Origin of the sequence: Gordonia aquimaris, assembly GCF_026262595.1 — a bacterium.
Lineage (GTDB): Bacteria > Actinomycetota > Actinomycetes > Mycobacteriales > Mycobacteriaceae > Gordonia > Gordonia tangerina.
The window spans coordinates 250,194-271,618 of the sequence record NZ_JAPKFM010000004.1 but is presented as its reverse complement, the minus strand read 5'-3'; the positions used below and the strand labels follow the sequence as shown (position 1 = coordinate 271,618).

15 protein-coding genes are annotated in these 21,425 nt (G+C 69.4%); 7 read left to right on the top strand and 8 right to left on the bottom strand.

The window, feature by feature from the left end; all coding sequences use genetic code 11:
- The first annotated feature begins 11 nt into the window (after positions 1-11).
- Together OSB52_RS06465 and OSB52_RS06460 are read left to right on the top strand one after the other, a co-directional pair.
- The gene (locus tag OSB52_RS06465) at positions 12-866 is read left to right on the top strand and encodes an MMPL family transporter (RefSeq protein ID WP_266060822.1); all 855 of its coding nucleotides are present in this window, start codon (positions 12-14) and stop codon (positions 864-866) included.
- A complete protein-coding gene (locus tag OSB52_RS06460; RefSeq protein WP_266060820.1) occupies positions 863-2,143 on the top strand; it encodes an MMPL family transporter in 1,281 nt (426 codons plus the stop codon). The genes OSB52_RS06465 and OSB52_RS06460 overlap by 4 nt, the downstream gene beginning before the upstream one ends.
- A gap of 62 nt (positions 2,144-2,205) precedes the next feature.
- Here OSB52_RS06460 and OSB52_RS06455 read toward each other — a convergent pair whose 3' ends face one another.
- The 5 genes from OSB52_RS06455 to OSB52_RS06435 form a co-directional block, all read right to left on the bottom strand.
- Positions 2,206-2,625: a type II toxin-antitoxin system VapC family toxin gene (locus OSB52_RS06455; RefSeq protein ID WP_266060819.1), complete on the bottom strand. Its 420-nt coding sequence runs from the start codon at positions 2,623-2,625 to the stop codon at positions 2,206-2,208.
- Complete coding sequence (locus OSB52_RS06450) at positions 2,609-2,842, bottom strand: AbrB/MazE/SpoVT family DNA-binding domain-containing protein (protein WP_235725840.1); 234 nt, start codon at positions 2,840-2,842, stop codon at positions 2,609-2,611. Before OSB52_RS06450 ends, OSB52_RS06455 begins: the two co-directional genes overlap by 17 nt.
- A 126-nt stretch (positions 2,843-2,968) precedes the next feature.
- A complete protein-coding gene (locus OSB52_RS06445; protein ID WP_266060817.1) occupies positions 2,969-3,745 on the bottom strand; it encodes an SDR family NAD(P)-dependent oxidoreductase in 777 nt (258 codons plus the stop codon).
- A 218-nt stretch (positions 3,746-3,963) separates the two neighbouring features.
- Entirely contained in the window at positions 3,964-5,676 is a 1,713-nt protein-coding gene (locus OSB52_RS06440; protein WP_266060815.1) for a VanW family protein, read from the bottom strand.
- Between the two features lie 217 nt (positions 5,677-5,893).
- Positions 5,894-7,189: an acetyl-CoA C-acetyltransferase gene (locus OSB52_RS06435; protein ID WP_235725850.1), complete on the bottom strand. Its 1,296-nt coding sequence runs from the start codon at positions 7,187-7,189 to the stop codon at positions 5,894-5,896.
- A 147-nt stretch (positions 7,190-7,336) separates the two neighbouring features.
- Here OSB52_RS06435 and OSB52_RS06430 point away from each other — a divergent pair, with 147 nt between their 5' ends.
- Both OSB52_RS06430 and OSB52_RS06425 read left to right on the top strand, forming a co-directional pair.
- Positions 7,337-8,692, top strand: coding sequence for a 3-oxoacyl-ACP reductase (locus OSB52_RS06430; RefSeq protein ID WP_266060814.1), 1,356 nt, complete (start codon positions 7,337-7,339; stop codon positions 8,690-8,692).
- Entirely contained in the window at positions 8,692-9,579 is an 888-nt protein-coding gene (locus OSB52_RS06425) for a MaoC family dehydratase (protein ID WP_266060812.1), read from the top strand. The genes OSB52_RS06430 and OSB52_RS06425 overlap by 1 nt, the downstream gene beginning before the upstream one ends.
- Before the next feature lie 163 nt (positions 9,580-9,742).
- Here OSB52_RS06425 and OSB52_RS06420 read toward each other — a convergent pair whose 3' ends face one another.
- From OSB52_RS06420 to OSB52_RS06410, 3 genes are all read right to left on the bottom strand, one after another.
- Positions 9,743-10,357: a TetR/AcrR family transcriptional regulator gene (locus OSB52_RS06420; RefSeq protein ID WP_266060811.1), complete on the bottom strand. Its 615-nt coding sequence runs from the start codon at positions 10,355-10,357 to the stop codon at positions 9,743-9,745.
- A gap of 67 nt (positions 10,358-10,424) precedes the next feature.
- Positions 10,425-12,602, bottom strand: coding sequence for a helix-turn-helix transcriptional regulator (locus OSB52_RS24800; RefSeq protein WP_277614941.1), 2,178 nt, complete (start codon positions 12,600-12,602; stop codon positions 10,425-10,427).
- 5 nt (positions 12,603-12,607) lie between these two features.
- Positions 12,608-14,338: an Hsp70 family protein gene (locus OSB52_RS06410; RefSeq protein ID WP_266060809.1), complete on the bottom strand. Its 1,731-nt coding sequence runs from the start codon at positions 14,336-14,338 to the stop codon at positions 12,608-12,610.
- Positions 14,339-14,620: 282 nt separating this feature from the next.
- Between OSB52_RS06410 and OSB52_RS06405 the strand changes: the two genes are divergently transcribed.
- The 3 genes from OSB52_RS06405 to OSB52_RS06395 all read left to right on the top strand — a co-directional run bounded on the left by OSB52_RS06405 (position 14,621) and on the right by OSB52_RS06395 (position 21,180).
- A complete protein-coding gene (locus tag OSB52_RS06405) occupies positions 14,621-17,797 on the top strand; it encodes an IniB N-terminal domain-containing protein (RefSeq protein ID WP_266060807.1) in 3,177 nt (1,058 codons plus the stop codon).
- 66 nt (positions 17,798-17,863) lie between these two features.
- Positions 17,864-19,702, top strand: coding sequence for a dynamin family protein (locus tag OSB52_RS06400; RefSeq protein ID WP_266060806.1), 1,839 nt, complete (start codon positions 17,864-17,866; stop codon positions 19,700-19,702).
- Positions 19,702-21,180, top strand: coding sequence for a dynamin family protein (locus OSB52_RS06395; protein ID WP_266060804.1), 1,479 nt, complete (start codon positions 19,702-19,704; stop codon positions 21,178-21,180). Before OSB52_RS06400 ends, OSB52_RS06395 begins: the two co-directional genes overlap by 1 nt.
- Positions 21,181-21,425: the final 245 nt, after the last annotated feature.

Genomic DNA, 21,425 nt, shown 5'->3' with positions numbered 1-21,425 from the left:
GAGGATCAGCGATGTTCGCTGCGCTCGCCCATGTGGTCGTCGGCCATCCCTGGCGGGTGGTCGGCGTGTGGATCGTCGCTGCGCTGGCGATCATCCTGTTCTCCCCCAACTTGTCCGACCACACCACCGGCAACCAACAGGACTTCCTGCCGTCTTCTTTCGAGTCGGTGACCGCCCAGAACATCGGCGAAAGCGAGTTCCCGGCCACCGCCGGTGCCACCGGGACACTCGTGGTCTCCCGTCGCGACGGCGGCGCGCTGACGCCCACCGATCAGCAGACGGCGTTGGGCCTGGCCACCACCCTGCAGAACGACAACATCGCCGGAGTCGGCGCCGTATCGGCTGGGCCGCAATCGGTCTCGCCCGACGACAAGGTGGTCGCCATTCAGGTGGCGTTCACCGGACAGCCGGGCGAGCCGCAGGTGAACGACGCCGTGCCGGCGGTGCGCGAAGCAGCGTCGTCGGCGTTGCAGAACACCGATCTCACCTCCGGCCTCACCGGCAACGCGGCGATCCTGGTGGACAGCAACACCGCCTACGACGACGCCGAACGCATCATCTCGATCGCCACCGTCATCGTCATCCTGGCCACCCTGGGCATCCTGTTCCGCAGCCCACTGATCGCCGTCCTGCCGGTGTTCGTCATCGGCGTCGTCTTCCTCGCTGTTCGCGGCGCAACCGCGTGGGCCACCCAGATCTTCGACTTCGAGGTGAGCACCACTCTCGACGCCATCCTGGTGGTGGTGCTCTTCGGCGTCGGCACCGACTACACCGTCTTCCTGCTGTTCCGGTATCGCGAACAGATGCGCGCCGGCGCCGATCGGCTCGACGGCCTCGCGCCGCGACGGGGGCCGTCGGCCGCGTGATCGCGTCCTCGGCGCTGACGGTCATCGGCGCGTTCGCCGCGCTGTTCTTCGCGCGACTCGGCTCGCTGAACTCCTTGGCCCCGGGGTTGATCATCGCGGTCGCCATCATGCTGATCACCGCCCTCACTCTGATCCCGGCAGTGATCTCGATCCTCTCGAAGGCCATGTTCTGGCCGGTCGGCCCGGGACACGAGCCGCAGCGATCAGCTTTCGCCGCCCTCGGGCGCAGTGTCGCGTATCGCCCGGTGATCACGGCCGCGGCCATCGGGGTCACCCTCATCGTGCTCGCGGTGTTCAGCTCGGGTTACAAGGCGACCTACGACACTCTCGGCGAGATGCCTTCGGACACACCGTCACAACAAGCATTCGACACCCTCGCCGCGTCGATGCCACCGGGCGACCTGAGTCCCACCCAGGTCTACGTGAAGGCCAACGGCCCCATCCCGCAGAACGAATTGGCCGCACTGACAACGAATCTGGAGGGCGTGGCCGGTGTCGCCGCAGTGACACCACCGCGGGTCAGCCAGGACGGCACGGCCGCGGTCGTCAACGTCGTACTGGACACCTCACCGTTCTCCACCCAAGCCCTCGACACGATCGACGATTCACTACGCCCGGTCGCGCATTCCTCGGTCCCCGGCGCAGTGGTCGCCGTGGGCGGACAAACCGCCACACTGGCCGACGTACGTTCCCAGTTGCATTCCGACACCCGCCACGTGTTCCCGGTCGCCGTGGTGATCGTGTGGATCATCTTGGGCGCGCTGTTACTGGCCGTCCTCGCCCCGGTGAATCTGATCGTCAGCGTCTTCGTCACCTTCGCCGCGACCCTCGGCACCCTGGTGATCGTGTTCCAGTATCTGCTCGACTATGTCGGCATCGACTTCTCGACACCGATCGTGCTCTACCTGTTCGTGGTGGCCATCGGCACCGACTACAACATCCTGATGGCCGAACGCGTTCGGGAAGCCTTCGTGGGTGGTGAAACACCTCGCGACGCAGCGCAACTCGCGATCACGAAGAACGGCCAGACCGCAGCGGCGGCCGGCGTGATCCTCGCGTTGACCTTCGCCTCGCTCACGCTGACCGGGTTGAAGAATCTCGCGGAGTTGGGTACCGGCGTCGCCATCGGGGTGGTACTGGCGTCGTGTGTGACGGCCCCGATGCTGGTGCCGGCATTGTCGGTGATCGAGCGCAGCGCGTTCTGGTGGCCGACGCGCCAGTCGGCGACCGGGACCGAGGCGGGCCGCCGCTTCGACGACGCGCACCCATCACGCTGACGCGCATGTCGCGACGTGCGCGGTCACGCGACGGGTGCGCGGATGATCTGAAAGGCGACCTCTCACAGCAGCTTCAGCCGGACTCCCAGCGCGCGGTAGATCGGTTCGGCACGACGGTCCAGGCTCAGCAGGGTGAGGTTCGCGTGTGCGGCTGCTGCTCCGACGAGTCCGTCGTACACCGCGCCACCCGAGATACCGACCGTCGCGAACCGCTCGACGAGTTCGGCCGTGTGCTGCGGGCTCAGGTGACACCGGTGCGGGAAGTTCGTCGTGATCAACCGGGCAGCGGCGCGTGCGGTCAATCGCTGCGGCGGCGGCAGGCGGGTGAGCACCGAGTACATCTCGAACGCCGCGTGACCGCTGAGACCCAGCGTTTTTCCCTTCACCTCCGCACGGACGTCGGAGTGCCCTACCTGCTCCGGACGCACCAGCGCGATCGCGGCACTCGTGTCCAGCAGGAGGACCTCAGCGTTGGTCGCCAAGGCGCAGTTCTCGAATGTCGTCGACCGATAGGTGCGCGCCGCCCTCCGGCAGCATCAGCATTCCTTCGTCATCGACGAGCTCATCGGTGGCCACCGGTTCCAGGACCAACCCGCTACCCGCAACGGTGATCTCGATCTCCCCAGGGATCAAACCGACCCGGTCGCGCAGTTCCTTGGGCACCACCACCCGGCCGGCACGATCGATGGTCGTTCTCATACCATGACGCTACCACTGAAATGGCAGCGAGCAGCGGCTTCACAACAGCGCGCACCCGCCCGGCAACCGCGCGCGTCTCGACGTGCGCGCGGACCGAACGGGTGCGCGTGAGTGTGTGTCGCAGCCCTACTTCGGCGGCATCCGGATGCCGCCGTCGACGCGGATCACCTCGGCATTCATGTAGGAGTTGGTGACCAGCTCGATCACCATCGAGGCGAGTTCGTCGGGCTTGCCCAGGCGGTGCGGGAACAGCACGGACTCGCCCAGCTTCGCCTTGAAGGCCTCGGCGGCTTCGCCCTCACCGTAGATCGGGGTGTCAATCAGGCCGGGCGCGATGGTGTTGACGCGCACACCGACGGCCGCGAGGTCACGCGCAACCGGCAGGGTCATGCCGACCACGCCACCCTTGGACGACGAGTACGACGCCTGACCGATCTGACCGTCGAACGCGGCGACCGACGCCATGTTGACGATGGCACCGCGCTCGCCGGACTCCAGCGGGTCGTTTTTGCTCATCGCGGTGGCGGCCAGACGGCAGGCGTCGAAGGTGCCGATCAGGTTGATGGCGATGACCTTCTTGTACGCATCCAGGTCGTGCGCCGACGAGAACTCGCCGTCGCGGCCGATGGTGCGCTGCGCCCAACCGATACCGGCCGAGTTCACCAGCGCACGCAGCGGGCCGAGCTCGGTGGCCTTGTTCACAGCCGCCTCGATCTGCGCGGTGTCGGTGACGTCGACGCGCACGAACGCACCGCCGACCTCCTTGGCGAGGGCCTCACCCTTGTCGGCCTGCAGGTCGGCGACGACGACCTTGGCTCCCTTGGCCGCCAGCTGGCGAACCGCGACCTCGCCGATACCCGACGCGCCGCCCGTGACGATTGCACTTGCTCCATTGATATCCACGTTGCGGAGCCTATCGAGCGTTACATCGCTCGGTCTAGTGTCCCGCGCCGGAAATTCGTTTCATGAGTTCGGCGGTCCAGGTGGATGCATCGCGAGGCGGCGGAGGAAGCAGGTACTGGATGTACCTCCGACGACGCCAACGAAGCGAGGCGCCGCCTGGGCGTCGAAATCATCAACGAATTTCCGGCGCGGGACACCAGAGGGGGCGCGGGTTGATCTCAAACGCAGGCGACGTTCGGCGCCGGATCGTATTTCACCGTGCGGGTGTTGCGACTGATCTCGGCGCCGGACGCGGCGTCGCTGATGATGCGGGTGTTCGACGTGGTGAACCCGCGGCTGCCGGTGGAGGCTATGCAGTTGTCGCCTTTGGGCAGCTTCAACGACGGCGGGTCGGTGTAGGCGTACCGCTCGCCCGTGATCGATTCGACATCGACGGTGGTGGTGCTCCACATTCGGACCGTGACGTCGGACGGTGACCAACCGGTCTCGATGTAGATGCCGTGCTTGGTGTTGTTGCGAAACACCAGGTCGATGGCGCCTTCGAAAACGGTGGCCTCGCGAGCTTCGGGATAACGGGAGATGTAGTAGCTGTGCTCGGTGTGTGCCACATCCTCGAGACCGGCGAAATAGGCTGCGTTGTAAAGCGTGGTCGCGAACTGGGAGATGCCGCCGCCGACCGCTTTGTCGGCGTGCCCGTCGTCGATGATCGTCGACGTGACATAGCCCTGCGCGGTGCCGCGCGGCCCGGTGTAGCCGTTCAGCGAGAACTTCTCGCCGGGCATGACCAGTGCGCCGTCGACCTCGGCGGCGACGAGGCGGATGTTCTCGCCGGATGCGCTGGAGAACCCCGAGGTGGTGAACTCGCTGACCACTTCACGCACGCCGAGTCCGCGTGCCTGCCGGGTGGTCAACTGTGGCTTCACCGGTGCATAGGCGACCTCGACCACCCGCGAGTCTGACGCGTCTGCGCCGGTCGCGGTCGCCGCGGTGGAGGCCACGGTCTTGTCCCAGTCGACGCGCGAACCGTCGCGCGACGGCACCACGGTGGGACTGCCGCTGCTCAGTGAGAATGTGGCGTCCACGGCTTTTCGTTCGGTCTCGGCGAGCTCGGGCCGCAACATCTCGGCGCTGCGTTTGGGGTCGATCTCGGGTTGCAGTCCGCCACGCCCGTCCGCGACGAATGTCAGCACCGAGCCGAGCTGGGCCGGCGTGACCCGTACTGACACGTCGTCGGCACCATCGAGGGTGACCGGCGCAGCCACCGCGCGGGTGGCAGCACCGGCGACCGTCTGACGGACCACCTCGGCCGACACGGACGGATCGAAGTCCTCTGTGGGCAGGTCGATGGGTTTGTCGTCAAGCCATTCGGTGACCAGCGTCGTCGCCGCCGCATCGCGGGCCACGCGCTTGCCGGCGGCGGGCATGTCTGCGACCGGGGCGGGCACGTCGTCGGTCACCTCGTAGTGCACCCCGCCTTCGACGGCGGCCTTCTCCAGTTCGGGGCGCAGGTCGTCGAGCGTGGCGTCGAAGACCGCGCGGTCGATGGTCACGACCGGTTCCACGGTGTGGGTGCGCCCGAGAATCGCCATCAGCCTGGGCAGCGGACTGCGGGGCTGCTCCATCAATCGGGCTTTGGTGGCCGCGGCGTCGAAGTAGAGGCCGAGATCGTCGGGCGCGACGATGGCCGATCCGGAATCGGTGTGCAGTCGCACCCGGTGAATCGCTCGTTCGGACAGTCGGTCGACAACTGCCTGGGCCTGCGCATCGGCGAGATTGCCCGCCGGAATGCCGGAGACCACCGCGCCGCGCGACGTCGCGCCGTCGGTCAGGATGAGGTCGGTGGCGATGACGATGCCGAGTGCGGCGGCGATGCCGACTGCCACACGCGCCGCAGCGCGTGCGGCGGAGGAGCTGTTCACGGAATCAACCATAAGAAAACGACCATGGGTCCGCCTCGCCGAGTGGCTGTGGGGCGCCCCACAAAGTAGGCGCCCCGACCGAGCTGCCGGGTCGGGGGTCTGGCAGCTCAGCCGGAGCTACTCGTATATCTACGCTACTTCGCGCGGCGTTACAGCTTTCCGAGAACTTTTTTTCGGCGAGTGTGACCGGATCGTTGCGCAGGCCTCAATCCGGTCACATCTGCGCTGGTCAGCCCTCGACTATGGCCGTGACGCCCTGGCCGCCGGCCGCGCAGATCGAGACAAGCGCGCGACCACCGCCGTTCTCGCGGATCGTCTTGGCCGCCTGCGCGATGATCCGTCCTCCGGTTGCGGCGAACGGGTGACCTGCGGCCAGCGAGGAGCCGTGCACGTTCAGCTTGGCGCGGTCGATCGCTCCGAGCGCGTTGTCGAGGCCCAGACGCTCCTTGCAGTACTCCTCGGACTCCCACGCCGCGAGGGTGGCCAGCACGACGCTGGCGAAGGCCTCGTGGATCTCGTAGAAGTCGAAATCCTGCAGGGTCAGCCCGTTGCGCTCGAGCAGCCGGGGCACCGCGTAGGTGGGGGCCATCAGCAGACCGTCCGGGCCGTTGACGTAGTCGACGGCCGCGGTCTCGCTGTCGACGAGGTAGGCCTGCACCGGCAGCCCCTTGGCCTCGGCCCATTCGTCGGTGCCCAGCAGCACCGTCGACGCACCGTCGGTCAGCGGGGTGGAGTTGCCCGCGGTCATCGTCGCGTCACCCAACGAGACACCAAAGACCGGCTTGAGCTTGGCGAGCTTCTCCGCGGTGGAATCGCCCCGCAGGTTCTGGTCGCGGGTCAGTCCCAGGAACGGGGTGATCAGGTCGTCGAAGAAGCCGGCATCGTAGGCGGCCGCCATGTTCTGGTGGCTGGCCGCAGCGAGCGCGTCCTGGTCGGCACGCTTGATGCCGAACTCCTTGGCGGTGATGGCGGCGTGCTCCCCCATCGACATGCCGGTGCGCGGTTCACCGTTGCGCGGGATCTCGATGCCCAGTTTCGGCAGCAGCTTCAACGCGTTGAGCAGCTGATCTTTGGTACTGCGTGACCGGTTGACCTGGAGCATCTGCCGCCGCATCGACTCCGAGACACCGATCGGCGCGTCGGAGGTGGTGTCCACGCCGCCGCCCACGGCGACGTCGTAGCGGCCGGCCGCGATGCCGTCGGCCACCGCGACGATGGCCTGCAGGCCGGTGCCGCAGGCCTGCTGGATGTCGAAGGCGGGCGTGTAGGGCGACAGCGCCGACCCGAGGACGCATTCGCGCATGAGATTGAAATCACGTGAATGCTTGAGGACGGCGCCGCCGGCGACCATGCCGAGACGCTCCCCCTGGAGGCTGTAGCGGCTCACCAGGCCATCGAGAGCTGCGGTGAACATCTCCTGATTGCTGACCTCGGCGTAGGTTTTGTCCTGGCGGGCGAACGGAATCCGGTTGCCGCCGAGGATCGCGACCGGGCGCTGAGTGCGGGTCTTGGGTGTCTGAGCCACTTCGATCTCCCAGGGGGTGTAGTTCGATGTCTGTACAGTATTCTTACTCATGAGTAAGTTAGTTGTCGAACGTCGCTTTGCGTGAGCGTCGTCGCACACGGACTTCACCCAACCCGATCTGCCGTCGAAGCACAGAGGAGATCTCCCGTGGCAGCCACTGGCCTGTACTCGAATTTCGTCCATTCCGCACCCGGCTCGTTCCTCGCGAAGCAGGCCGGCCTGCCCGTCCCGCCGACGCTGCGCCGCTACAAGCCATCGGAGCCGCCGCTGCCCGGCCCGGTGCTGCTGGGTGGATCGGGCCGGCTCGTCGAGCCGCTGCGCGAGATGTTGTCGGCACCCGACTACACCCTCATCCAGAACGCCACGTCCGGCCGCAGCGCCGACAAGTACGGCGCGCTCGTGTTCGACGCCACCGGCATCACTTCCCCCGCCGAGCTACGTCAGCTGTTCGAGTTCTTCCAACCGCAGATGCGTTCGCTGGCGCCCAGTGCTCGCCTGCTGGTGCTCGGCACCACCCCGGAGCTGGTGTCGGATCCGAACGAGCACGTCGCCCAGCGCGCGCTCGAGGGCTTCACACGCTCGGTCGGTAAGGAGCTACAGAAGGGCGCGACGGTCCAGCTCGTCTACGTCTCCCCCGACGCCAAGACCGGTCTCACCGGCCTGGAGTCGACGGTGCGCTTCGTGCTGTCGGCGAAGTCGGCGTTCGTCGACGCACAGGTCATCAGGGTCGGCGACGCCGATGCGACCGCACCGAAAGACTGGGATCGTCCACTCGAGGGCAAGGTGGCCGTGGTGACCGGCGCCGCCCGCGGCATCGGCGCCACCATCGCCGAGGTCCTCTCCCGGGACGGCGCCCACGTCATCTGCGCCGACATCCCGGCCGCCGGTGAGGCGCTCGCCGAGACCGCCAACAAGGTCAAGGGCACCTCGTTCCCGCTGGATGTAAGCGCCGACGACGCCGGCGCGAAGCTCGCCGAGCACGCGCTCGAACGTCACGGCGGTATCGACATCATCGTCAACAACGCCGGCATCACCCGCGACAAGCTGCTCGCCAACATGGATGCCGCGCGCTGGGACTCGGTGATCGCGGTCAACCTCATCGCGCCGCAGCAGCTCGTGAACGGACTGATCGAGAAGGGCGCCCTGAAGGAGGGCGGCGCCGTGATCGACGTGTCGTCGATCGCCGGCATCGCCGGCAACCGCGGCCAGACCAACTACGGCGCCTCGAAGGCCGGCGTGATCGGCCTGGTCGACACCTACGCGCCGATCCTCGCCGAGAAGGGCGTCACCATCAATGCGGTCGCCCCGGGCTTCATCGAGACCAAGATGACCGCCGCGATTCCCGTCGCGACCCGCGAGGCCGGCCGCCTGATGAGCTCGCTCCAGCAGGGTGGGCAGACCGTCGACGTCGCCGAAACCGTGGCGTACTTCGCCAACCCGGCGTCGAGCGCCATCACCGGCAACGTGGTCCGCGTGTGCGGCCAGGGATTCCTGGGGGCCTGATGGCCAAGACGATCACACTGTCCAGCGCGCCGGGCACCGCCGAGGTCTACTCGAAAGCCGTCGGTGCGATGCTCCCGGTCATCGGCAAGCCCGCCAAGGTGCGGGCCGACGCCGTCATCCCCGACCGCCACTATCGGTTGGAGAACGTACGGGTGAATCCGGAGCAGCTGCACGCCTACACCCGGGTCACCGGCCAGCGATTCGGTTCGACACTGCCGATCACCTACCCGTTCGTATTGCAGTTCCCGCTTGCCATGAAGGTGATGACCGACGGCGACTTCCCTTTCGGCGCAGTCGGTTCGGTGCATCTGGAGAACTCGATCCACCGGGCTCGTCCGATCGGTGTCGACGAACCGCTGACCATCGACACCCATGCGGAGAACCTGCGCGAGCACCGCAAGGGACTGTTGATCGACATGATCTCGGAGATCCGGGTGGGCGCCGAGCTGGTCACCACCCAGACCGCGACGTTTCTCAAGCAGCAGCGGACCAGCCTGTCCGACGAGCCGCGCGGCCCGGAGCCCAAGCAGTACGCTCCTCCACCGCCGGATTCGATCCTGTCGGTGGACCTCGGGCGCATCCGTCAGTACGCCGAGGCCTCAGGCGATCGCAACCCCATCCACATGGGCAACCTGACCGCGAAGGCGTTCGGCTTCCCGAAGGCCATCGCGCATGGCATGTGGAGTGCCGCCGCCGCGGTCGCCAACGTCGAGGCGCAGCTGCCCGACGACGTCATCTACACGGTGCGCTTCGGCAAGCCGATCCTGTTGCCCGCCAAAGTGAACCTGTACACGCGGCGCATCGATGGAAATGGCAACTTCGACATCTCGGTCCTCGACCGCCGCAAAGGTGCCCCGCACCTGACGGCGACCACCCGCGGCGCCTAGCGAGACACCTCACCAAGTCTCACCACGGCGGCCGAGAGAACCCTGTTTCGCGCCGAGAGAACCCAGCAGACCCACCACACTGGGTTCTCTCGGCGCAACTCCGGGTTCTCTCGGCGCGAAACAGGGTTCTCTCGGCGTACGCCGAGGGCGGAACTGTGCGGCCTTAGTCGACGCCGACGTCGGCGGTGCCGACCCCCTTCAGACCGCGCCAGGTGATGCCGACGAGTAGGTCGGTGGCGGTCTCGAGGTCCACGTCGCCTTCGGTGATGCGGTCGGCGACAGCCTCACCGGCACCAACCAGGGCGACGGCGGTGAGTTCGAAGTCGATGTCGCGGGCACCCTCGACGGTGGTGCCGGTGCGGATGAGTTCGGTGACCATCTCGGTGACGCGTTTGCGGCTGTCGGAGACGAAATGCGAGAACGTCTGAGTGCCGACGGCGACGCGGTAGAGCACCTTCCACGACTGCCGGTGCTCGTCGACGAAGCGCAGGAATTCCTTGACGACGGTGTAGGCCTGTTCGCGCTGGCGCAGCGACGGGTCGAAGCCGACGCTCATGGCCTCGATGAAGCGAGTGGATTCGCGTTCGATGCAGGCGCTGAACAGCTCGTCCTTGGAGCCGTAGTACAGGTACAGCATCGGCTTACTGATCTCCGCCTCGGCGGCGATGGAATCCATCGACGCCTCGCGGTAGCCGTTCTCGGAGAACACCTTGACCGCGGCATCGAGCATCTGCTGTTCCCGCACCGCACGGGGCAACCGCTTGGTACCGCCGGCCATCACCACTCCTCACCACTAGCCCAGATCGCGCGTCGACGCGTTCGGACCATCTTACCCGGGGGTAAGTTCAGCGGTAGCCGACCTCGCGAATTGCGGCCAGGAGTTCCGAGCGGGAACCTGCGTCGAGCCGCCTCCGGATGTTGGCGACATGATGCTCGACGGTCTTCGCCGAGATGAACAGACGCTCACCGATCTCCCGGTAGGTGTATCCCGCCAGCAGCTCACGCGCAACTTCGGCTTCTCGCTCGGTGAGCGGACCGTCGACGACGGGGGCCGGCGCCGACACCGTGGCCGGCACCTCGGGCGTGGATGTCTCGCTCCACTGCCAGGCACGATGCCACGCCGTGCCGGAGCCGAGCGCGCCCAGCAGATCGTCGATCGCAGCGCACTGGCGGTGCAATCGGTCGGCGTCGTCGAGGCGGGCGGCACTGCGCCGGCATTCGTCGACGACGATCAGGTCGTGCAGACTCACCTGCATCGTCGACACCGACGGCGCCACCCGCTGCCACCGCGAGGCGAGCGCATCGCGATCATCGGCCCGACGCGCGGCGCCGAGTCCCGCGACAACCGCCCGCAGCCGGGTCGCCGGTGTCAGGTCGTCGAGGTGCGCGGCCGACCCATCGTCTCCGTCGGCCAGCACCGACAGCCAGGACCGCAGCACGTCGCGGTCGCCGGGCGACACGGCCTCGACACCCTCGACCAGTGCTCGCGCACCGTCGAGTTCGCCGCGGCAGAGGGCCAGCGCGAACACCGGCCACACGCACGGCCGCAGCGACTCGGCATCCCCGACCGCCGACCAGGCCGCGATCACCGCATCGCAGGAAGTGCCCCCGTCGCCTGCGTCGAGCAGATAGCCGATGACGGTGTCCTCGGCATGCCGCAGCGTCGACGGTGGTCCGGTGCCGGCGGCGCGCACGGTGTCGGCCCCGCCCCGGTCCCCGACGCCGAGCAGCGCGGTCACCGCAGCGGCGCGATGCACTCCGAGGTGCTCGGTACCCAACCAACCGAACAGCTCGGCGGCATGGCCCGGACGCCCGGCCGCGGTGGCGACCTCGGCGGCCACGGCGACGGTGTCGGCAACCTCCGGCCCCGGCTCGCAGCCGGACTGCAGCACCTCGTCGAGCAACGCGGCCGCCCCGACCACGTCGCCGGTGTCGAGGATCAGTCGCGCGCGATGCGGACGCAGCATCGTCGGCGCTCCCCCACCCCGTTCGGCGGTCGCCAACAGCGCCGCGGCACGCTCGGGTGGCGCCTCGTCAGCGGCCGCACGCAGAGTGTCGACGATGACCGTGCCGGTGAGGCCGGCCTCCACCGCGCGAACCGCGTCGTCGGCGGTCAGGTTGCCGGTGTCCAGGACGGTCTGCGCGACCCGTCGGCGCAGCACACCGAGACGCACCTCGCCGACGACGGCCCGCAGCGTGTCGATCAGTTCGGGCAGTGGCCGGTCACAGGCCCCCAGCAGGCCGGTGCCGCGGGCACGGTCGACGGCATCCCCGGCATCGCGCGGTTCGAGCTCCAGGATCGTCGACACCGAGTGTGGATCGAGTGCGGCGCCCACAGCGGCCACCGCCAGCACGTCGAGCGCGTCGTCGTCGAGGTCACCGAGCAGCTGGTGATGCCAGTCGCGGGCGATGCGGGTCGCGACGGCGACCGGGTCGAGTTCGGTGAGCGCATCGGGGTCCTCGATGTCCTCGCCACGCACGGCCTCGAGCGCGACGTCGATCAGGGCGCTCGCGCCGCAGCACCGTCGACGGATGTGGGAGGCCTCGGTCGGGGTGAGGGACACGCCGAGTTCGACGGCCCGGTCGATCACGTCGCCGGTGGACATCGCGGGTCGTTCGAGTTCCATCCCGCTGCGTCGGCCCCGAGCGATGAGGGCGGGGAGCTCTCGGCCGCGGCGACGTTTCTGGGTGGCGCCGACAAGAGCGATCTGTCCGCGCTCGAGGCGTGCGGCGAGGTCTGCCACCACGTCGCTCGGCCAGGCGTGCAGGTCGTCGGCGATCACCACCGGGCGTGTGCCGGCGTTCGGGGACGCACCAGCCGGTCCCACCACGACGTGCGCGCCCGCGTCCCGCAGGCGGTGCTCGACCGTCGCCAGCAGTCCTGATCGGCCGGTGCCGGGCGGACCGACGATGAGCGCACAGTCTCCGGCACCGCTACCGAGCCGTTCGACGACGTCGTCGATCCAATCGCGGGCCGCGGTCGCCGACCGCCGGTGTGCCGCATCTGCCGTCTCCACCGACATCGGCGCTACCGGCCGAGGCACAGCAGGTCGGTGACACCGCACACGGTGTCGCCGGCGCCGCCGACGATCTCGCCGGGCAGCTGGGTCAACCCGCCACCGCCATTACCGCCACCGCCGGAACCGCCACCGTTACCCGAGTCCGCCGGGAACTCCGGCGGCGGGCTCGGCGCCGGAGGGTTGGGGCTGGGATTCTGAGTGCCCGGAGAACCGGTCCCCGGAGCCTGGGTGCCAGGGGTCTGAGTGCCCGGGGCCTGGGTACCGGGCACTTGAGTGCCCGGAGCCTGGGTTCGAGGGGCCTGCGTGCCCGGCGCCTGAGTGCCCGGCGCGGTGGGCGTGCCCGGCTGATCGGCCGCGGTGGTCCCCGGCGCCGTCGTGGTGGCACCCGACGCACCGTTGCGACTCTCGAGTTGTTCGGCCTGCAGCCCGGCCGTGCCGCCGGCCGGTGATGTCCGACTCGAGGGTCCCTCGGTGACCGCGGCCCCGGCCGGCGCGGGTGTGGCCGGTTCCGAATGCCCGACGAGGCCGGTACCCACCGACAGCCCGGTAGCGGTGATGACGGCCAGCACCGCGGTGCCGACGGCCACCAACGTGCCTCGTCGACGGCGACTGAGCCGGGGTTCGGGTTCGCCGACCGGCAGTGCCGGCGCCGGGATGATGCCGCGCACCGGCGGTTCGGTGGGTTGCACCGCGGTCGCGGCGGCGTCGACCGGCAGGATGGCGGTGGACGCGGCCGACACGCGGGATTGCAACAGGATGGCCCCGGCTGCCGGGGCGGTGATCGGGTCCGGGTCCACCACCACGGAGGCTCGCGCGGCGGTCGAGAGCAGTTCGGCCACAAGTGGGATCGCCGCACCACCGCCGGTCGCGACGATCGCGCTCACCTGGGTGGGCTCGACGTCGGCGGCGATGAGTGCCTCACGGATCAGCGCGGCCGATTCCAGGATCGGGGCGCGCAACAGATTCTCGACGTCCTCGCGCACCAGCCGGGCCTCGGTGTGCACCGAGGCGACCGCGACGTCGACGACGGTGTCGGTGTCCACCGACAGCGTCTCTTTCGCGGCGCGGCAGTCCGCGCGCAGACGTTCCAGGTCGTCGAGCACCGTCGGATCGGCCATGGTGGTGGCCGCCGCGCCGAGCGCCGACGCGGCGCCGGTCACCTCGAGCACCTCGGCGAGCAGCAGCCGGTCGAACTCGCGACCGCTGACCGCCGACGACATCAGCGGCTGCCCGATCACCTCGGGATCGTCGCCGGCCCGGACCACCGACACCGTCACCGCCGAGGCGCCCAGATCGTGGCACACCACCACCGAATCGTCGGCGAACGATCCGTGTGCATGCTCGGCGGCGGCGACCACGGCGGCGGAGGTGGGCTGCCAGCCCAACTCCACGCCGGTCGGCCCCAGGCGGTCGTCGACGCTGCGGCGCGCCGCGTCGAGCGCATCGGCGCTCCAGCTGTCGGGGTGGGCGATCGCCAGCCGCGCTGACGACACGTCGGCGACCTCGTCGGCCACCGCCTGCACCATGGCGACAACCGCGTCGGCGAACAGGTCCGCGGCAGCGATCGGGTCGCCGTCGGCGTCCACGAGCGCGACGGGGTCACCGACCCGATCGAGGAAATCGTCGCGGCCGACGAGTCGGGTCGTCTCACGCGTGATCGTCGCTTCCCACGCGGCGTCGGTCGCCACCGTCACCACGCACGTGTCGGCGCCGATCTTGACACCGATTCCGAGGGTCATCACCCACACTCCTGTCCTCGCACCCGGATCGGAGTCGACAGTTCCGACATCACCCGTTGCCGGTGATGGCCCTGGTCTCCAACGGTGCGCTTGCTGAGTGTGTCGCGCTCAGAGGGCCTTTCGTTAGCTCTCCGCAGAGAATGGGGACAAAACCCCGAGGGTGCCCCGGGGCCCGCCGAAGAACCCGGGATTTTCCCCGATGCGGCGCCGGTGAGGGTGTCCCTACAGTCGGATTCACGACACGAGATCACCTTGGTCTCGTCCGACGAGGGGACGATCCTGATGGCCACCAACGCCGTACTCGACTTCATTCTCGGCCTGCTGCGCGACGACGAATCGATTGCCGCGTACTGCCGCAACCCGCAGGCCTCGCTCGACGCGGCCGGCCTGCACGGGGTGACTCCGGCTGACATCTCGGCCGCCGCGCCGCTCATCGCCGACGCCGGTCTGGTGTCGGCGGGTGCCGGGATCGGGGCGATCACCGGCGCCGGCGCAGCGCTGGGCGGCGGGGCCGGATTCGGTGGCGGAGCTGCCGGCGGTGCCCTCGGAGGGGTGGGCATCGGCGGTGGCGCTGCCGGTGGGGGCGGGGTCGGCCTGGGCGGTGTCGGGACCGGCGACATCGGACTCGGCGGCGGCTCGATGGGCGGTGTCGATCTCGGCGGTCTCGGTTTCGGGTTGGGAGGTTTCGACCTCGGATCCTTCACCGTCGGTGACATCGACTTCGGCTCGGCGCTCGGTGGCATCGGGCTCGGCGCGATCGACCTGTCCGGATTCCAGGTGAGCGATCTGGATCTGGGCGGCATCGCGTTCGGCGATCTCGACCTCGCCGGACAACTCGCGGTGATGCTGGGCGCCACCCTGTCGGCCGGGCTGGCGGCGGGCGGTACGGTGGCCGCCCAGTTCGGCGGCACCATCGGTGCGGCGCTGGACACCATGCTCGCCGGCGGGATGTCGGCGGCGGCGGGTATCGGCGGGCAGGCTGCGGCGGCGCTGTCTGCAGCGCTGGGGGCCGAGGGCGCACTCGTCGGCCAGTTCGCCACCGCACTGGATGCCGCGCTCGAAGCGGGCGGCGGTCTGGCTGGTGCCGTGAGTGGCGGACTGTCCGGGGCGTTGGGCGCCGGTCTGGAACTCGGCGGTGCGGCCGCCGGCGCATTCGGCGCGACCCTCGGCGGCCTGGTGGGCGCCGGGATCGGCGCGGGCGCCGGACTCGGTGCCGAACTGGCAACCGCATTGTCGGCGGGGCTCGGCGCAGGTGGCGCGGTCTCGGCAGTGCTGTCCGGCGCGCTGGGCCTCGACGCTGCGCTGGCCTCCGAACTCTCGGCCGCATTCGCCGGGACCCTGGCCGCAGCCGGTGGTGTGGAGGCCGCGCTGAGCGGACTGCTCGACGCGCAGGCCATCAGCGAACTGTCCGGCGAGCTCGGCGCCACCCTCAGCGGCGGGCTGGCCGCCGGGCTGGGTGCCGGTGGCGCGGTCGCCGCCGAACTGGGTACCGCGGTCACCGCGGTGCTCTCGGCGAGCGCGGCGGCCGTCGGCGGGATCGCGTTGACCGGCGGCGCCGGACTCGGTGCGGTGATGGGTGGTGCCGTCGCCGCCGCGCTCGGTGTCGGCGGCGGAGCCGAAGCCGGGTTGTCGGCTGCCCTCGACGCCGCGCTCGGCGCAGGCCTGGAGTCGGTGATCTCCGCAGGTGGTGACCTCGAAGGGGCCGTCGGGGCCGCCTTGTCGTCGACGCTGGCCGCGGGTGGCGACGTCGCCGCCGACCTCGGGGCAGCGCTCGGCGGGGCGTTGGGCATCGCGCTCGACGGTGGCCTGGAACTCGACGGACTCTCCGCAGGCGCCGCCCTCGACGGACTCCTCAACGCGGGTGCCGGGCTGGACACCTCGCTGTCGACCGTGCTGTCCGGGGCGCTGGGTGCGGGCGGCGAGGTGGGCGCCGACCTCGGCGGCGCGCTGGCGGGCGCGCTCGGCGCCGGCGGCGTAATCGGCGCGGACCTGACGGGTCTGCTCGACGGTGGCCTCACCGGCGATCTGTCGGCGGGGCTCGCCGCGGTCGGCGGTGCCGGTGGCGACATCGCCGCCGCCTTGGGCACCTCCCTGGGCGGCATGCTGGACGGCGCCGTCGGCGTCGACGGCCTGCTGTCGGCCGCATCCGGCGTCAGCATCGGACAGCTCCTCGCCGCCGACCTGGGCACCGCACTCGGCGTCGACGGCGCACTCGTCACCAACCTCGGCAGCTCGCTGGACGCCGCGCTCGGCGGCTCCCTGTCCGGCGCGTTGGGCGGGGAGGTCTTCACCGGCACCACGGCCGAACTCGGCGGGGCACTGTCGTCGGCGCTCGGCGCCGGCGGCGAGGTCGGCGCAGGGCTCGGCGGTTCGTTGGGGGCGGTGCTCGGTGCGGCGTACTCGGGGGATCTGGGTTCGGAGTTGACCGGGCAACTCAACGCCGGCACCGACCTCACCACCGCGGTCACCTCGACACTGGGTACCGCACTGGACCTCGACGCCTCGGCCGCCGACGGCATCACCGCCACCCTCGACTCGAGCCTACACTCCGTCGGCGGTCTGGGCGGATTGGTGACCGGTGAGGTCGATGCGATCGCGAACCCGACGCTCGCACTCACCGACACCGGGTTGTCGGCGACCGGACCGCTCTCGGTCGGCGGCTCGCTGGCATCGACCGGACTCCTCGGCGACGACCTGTCGCTGACCGGCGACTCCGGCGTCACGGGCGCCCTCACCGGCGGTCTGGACAGCGGACTCGGACTCACCAGTGGGCTGGGTCTCGACAGCGGGCTGGGCCTGGACGGCGACTCGGGGCTGGCCGGTGGTGCCGGTCTGGCCGGTTCGGCTGCCGGCGCGGTGGACCAGACCGTGCAGGGCGTCGGCGTCGATCTGGGTCTGTCCGGGGACGGCTCGGCATCCGGCGGCGGCGAACTCGATGGCGCCCTGGCCGGGGGCACCGGCCTGACCGACGGTCTCGGTTTGCAGAGTGGCCTGGATCTGCCGGGCGGTTCCGCAGACGGCGGACTCGACGTCGGCGGTGTCACCGATGCCGCGGGCCAGGTCACCGGCGGACTCGACAGCACCGTCGGTGGCGGGCTGGATGCGGCGGGCCAGGTGACCGGCGGACTCGACAGCGCCGTCGGTGGCGGCCTGGATGCGGCGCTCGGAGGCCCCGCGGCCTCGCTGAGCGGTGGTGCGGACGGCTCGGCCGACGCGTCGGCCTCGGCGGCCGGTGGAGCGGAGGCATTGGGCGGTGCCGACGCCGACAGTTCGCTGACCGGTTCGGCTACGAGCGCCGCGGATGGCGCGCTGTCCGGAACCGTCGACACCGCATCCGGGTTGACCTCGGATCTGTCCGGCGGACTGACCAGCGGGCTGTCCGGTGGACTCGGCGGAGACACAGATGCGGGCGTGACCGACACGGATACGTCCGACCACGACGGGTTGCTCGGCAACTGATCCCACGCCATCCCGCGACACGCACCGTCGCCGCGTCCCGTCCGACCCCGTTACCGTGAGAGCACCATGACCGACAGCACACCCGCACCGGGAGACGCTCCCGCGGGCACCACGTCCGCCCTCCCCGAGTTGCTCGACCGCATGGTCGGCCTCGCGGAGGAGGCCGGGCGCGGTGACCTGGTCACCCGGCTGGCCGGGGCGCGGACACGACTGACCGATCCTCGCCTGCGGATCGTCGTCGTCGGCCAGCTCAAGCAGGGTAAGAGCCAGTTCGTCAATGCGCTGTTGAATCTCGAGGTCTGCTCGGTCGGTGACGACGAGGCGACGGCGGTGCCGACCGTGATCGGCCATGCCGCGAAACCGGTTGCGTACCTCGTGGTCGGCGGCGCGGCCGAGGACCGGGTACCGGTCCCGCTGGATCAGATCACCGCCATCACTCCGGCCACCGATCTCGCCGAGGGTCGGGAGGTGGCGCGGCTGGAGGTCGACGCACCGGGTCCGTTGCTCGCCGACGGACTCGTCGTGGTGGACACGCCGGGCGTCGGCGGGCACGGGCACCCCTACGCGGCAACCACATTGGGAATGGTGGCGACCGCGGATGCGGTGCTCTTCGTCTCCGACGCCAGTCAGGAGTTCACCGCCCCGGAGATGCGCTTCCTACAGCAGGTCACCGAGTTGTGTCCGACCGTGGCGTGTCTGCTCACCAAGACCGACCTCTACCCGCAGTGGCGAGCGATCGCCGATGCCGACCGCGCGCACCTGCGCACCGCGGGCATCGACATCCCGGTGCTGCCGGTGTCGTCGGCGCTGCGGATTCACGCGTTGCGCCTGCAGGACGAGCAACTCAATACCGAAGCCGGATTCGTCGACCTGTACCGCTACCTGCGTGGCAGCGTGGTCGCCACGGCCCAGCAGGCCACCCGGGCGACCGTCGCCAACGATCTGCGGGTGGTGTCCGAGCATCTGGCGTTGACCTACGGCAGCGAACTGGCGGGGCTACGTGATCCGGATACCGCGCGCCGCGCCGTATCGGGTTTACAGGAGGCCAAAGACCACGCGGAGACCATGCGTCGCCGCACCGCGCAGTGGCAGCAGACGCTCGCCGACGGGATCGGTGATCTCGCCGCGGACATCGACCACGACCTGCGTGATCGTTTACGCGCGGTGACCCGGGAAGCCGAGCGGGCCATCGACGACGGCGATCCGGGCACCGACTGGGATCGGTTCGCCGAGTGGCTGGCCGATCAGACCGCGGCGGTGGTGGGCGACAACTTCGTCTGGGCGCACGAGCGGTCGGTGTGGCTCGCGCAGCGGGTGGCCGCACACTTCGCTGAATCCGGCGACGAATCGCTGCCCGCCATCGACATCGCCGATCTGGACGGGGTTTTCGACTCGGTGGCCGAACTGGCCGCGCTGGATGCACAGAAGACCGGACTGAGCCAGAAATTGTTGGTGGGGATGCGCGGGTCGTACGGCGGCGTCCTGATGTTCGGTCTCATCTCCACGATGATGGGCATGGCGTTGATCAACCCGGTGTCCGTCGGCGCCGGAGTATTGCTGGGCAGCAAAGCCTATCGCGACGACAAGCAGGCACGCATCGTCGAACGGCGCGCCAAGGCCAAGAACGCGGTGCGGGCGTTCACCGACGACGTCAGCTTCCAGGTCGGCAAGGAATCACGCGATCGTCTGCGGGTGATCCAGCGGGTGCTGCGCGATCATTTCACCACCGTCGCCGAGCAGACCTCACGTTCGATCGCCGAGTCGCTCAGCGCAGCGCAGTCCGCCGCCTCGCTCGCCGATTCACAACGCACGCAACGGGCCGCCGCGGTGGAATCGTCGCTGTCGGACGTCGCGGCGCTGCGCCGCGCCGCGGACCGTCTGGAATCTCTTGCGGTGACGGCGTGATGACCGGTGTCGATCAGGCCGCCGAGTTCATCTCGGCGGCACGCGCGGCGGTAGCGGACGACGCTGTGGCGACCGAAGCAGTCGACAGATGCGCGCAACGCCTGTCCGAGCCGGTCCGGATCGCGTTGGCCGGATCACTGAAGGCCGGAAAGTCGACGTTGCTCAATGCGCTTGTCGGGCAGGATATCGCGCCCACTGATGCGACCGAGTGCACGCGGGTGGTCACCTGGTACCGGCGCGGTCAGGTGGCGTCGGTGTCGGCGCGGACCGTCGACGGCCGATCGATGTCGATCCCGGTCACCCGGACCGCCGGGCGGCTGGGTTTCGACTTCGGCGCGTTGACCGCCGACGACGTCGACCACCTCGACGTCGAATGGCCGTCACGTGCATTACACACCCGCACCATCGTCGACACCCCGGGCACGGCGTCGTTGTCCACCGAGCTGTCGGCCTCGACTTTGTCGTTGCTCACGCCCGACGACGGCCAGTCCGGCGTCGATGCGGTCGTCTATCTGATGCGTTCGCTATCGGCCACCGACACCGACATGTTGCGCCGTATCGCCGCATCGATCGGCGGCGGGTCCGGGCCACTCGGTGTGATCGGCGTGGTCTCCCGTGCCGATGAGCTCGGCGCAGGCCGGATGGATGCGATGATCTCGGCCGAACAGATTGCCGGCCGATTCGCGACCGAACTGTCGCGGACCGGCTTGTGCCAGGCCGTGGTTCCGGTCGCGGGCCTGGTGGCCTTGGGTGCACGCACGATGCGGGAGGCGGAGTTCCGCACGCTGATGGAGTTGGCCGCGGTCGCGCCTGCCGACCTCGAGTCCGCCCTGCTCAGCGTCGACCGCTTCCAACGGCCGGATCTACTCCCCCACATCGACGCCGCGGCGCGCCGGGCGCTCGCCGAGCGATTCGGGGTGTTCGGAATACGGCTGGGGGTGACGCTGATCCGCTTCGGCGTCACCACCTCGACACAACTCGCCTCGGAGATGATGACCCGGAGTGGCCTCGCCGAGCTCAGTGACGTCATCGACATCCAGTTCGGTCAGCGAGCGGACCAGCTCAAGGCACATTCGGTGCTGGTGACCCTCGACCATGTGCTGTCGCACAACGGAAGTCCCGCAGCCACCGACGTGCGCGCATCGGTCAGGCAGGCTCTCGCCGACGTCCACGGTTTCCGCGAACTCCGGCTGCTCAACACGATTCGCGCCGGCGGGCTGCCGCTGACCGAAGATCAGACCGACGAGCTGAGCCACCTGATCGGCGGCCACGGCGTCGACCCCGCCTCCCGACTCCGCCTCCATCCCGACGCCTCCCCGCCGGAGATCCGCGCCGCGGCCGTGGACGCCGCGCAGTCGTGGCGCACCCAGGGCCGCCACCCACTGCTGCCCGCCGAGGCGTCTGACGCATGCGCCACCGCTGTACGAAGCGCCGAAGGTGTTGTTGCGCAGATCGACGCGTACGCCGATCACCTCTGAGGAACGAACGAAGCCCTTGGTCGCGAGGGGCGACCGAGCTTGCGAGGTCGCGTCCCCTGATCCCTGAGCAGCGACCGAGCTTGCGAGGGAAGCGTCACGAAGGGGCCCACCCACGCAACCATATTCACTTACCAAAAGTTGTCACACCCCACCGCTATCCTGAACCCAACACCTCACCGAACAAGTCCATCCACACCGCACCCGCAGCAAGCCAAAGTTGTCGGACCCACCCGATAGTCTGATAC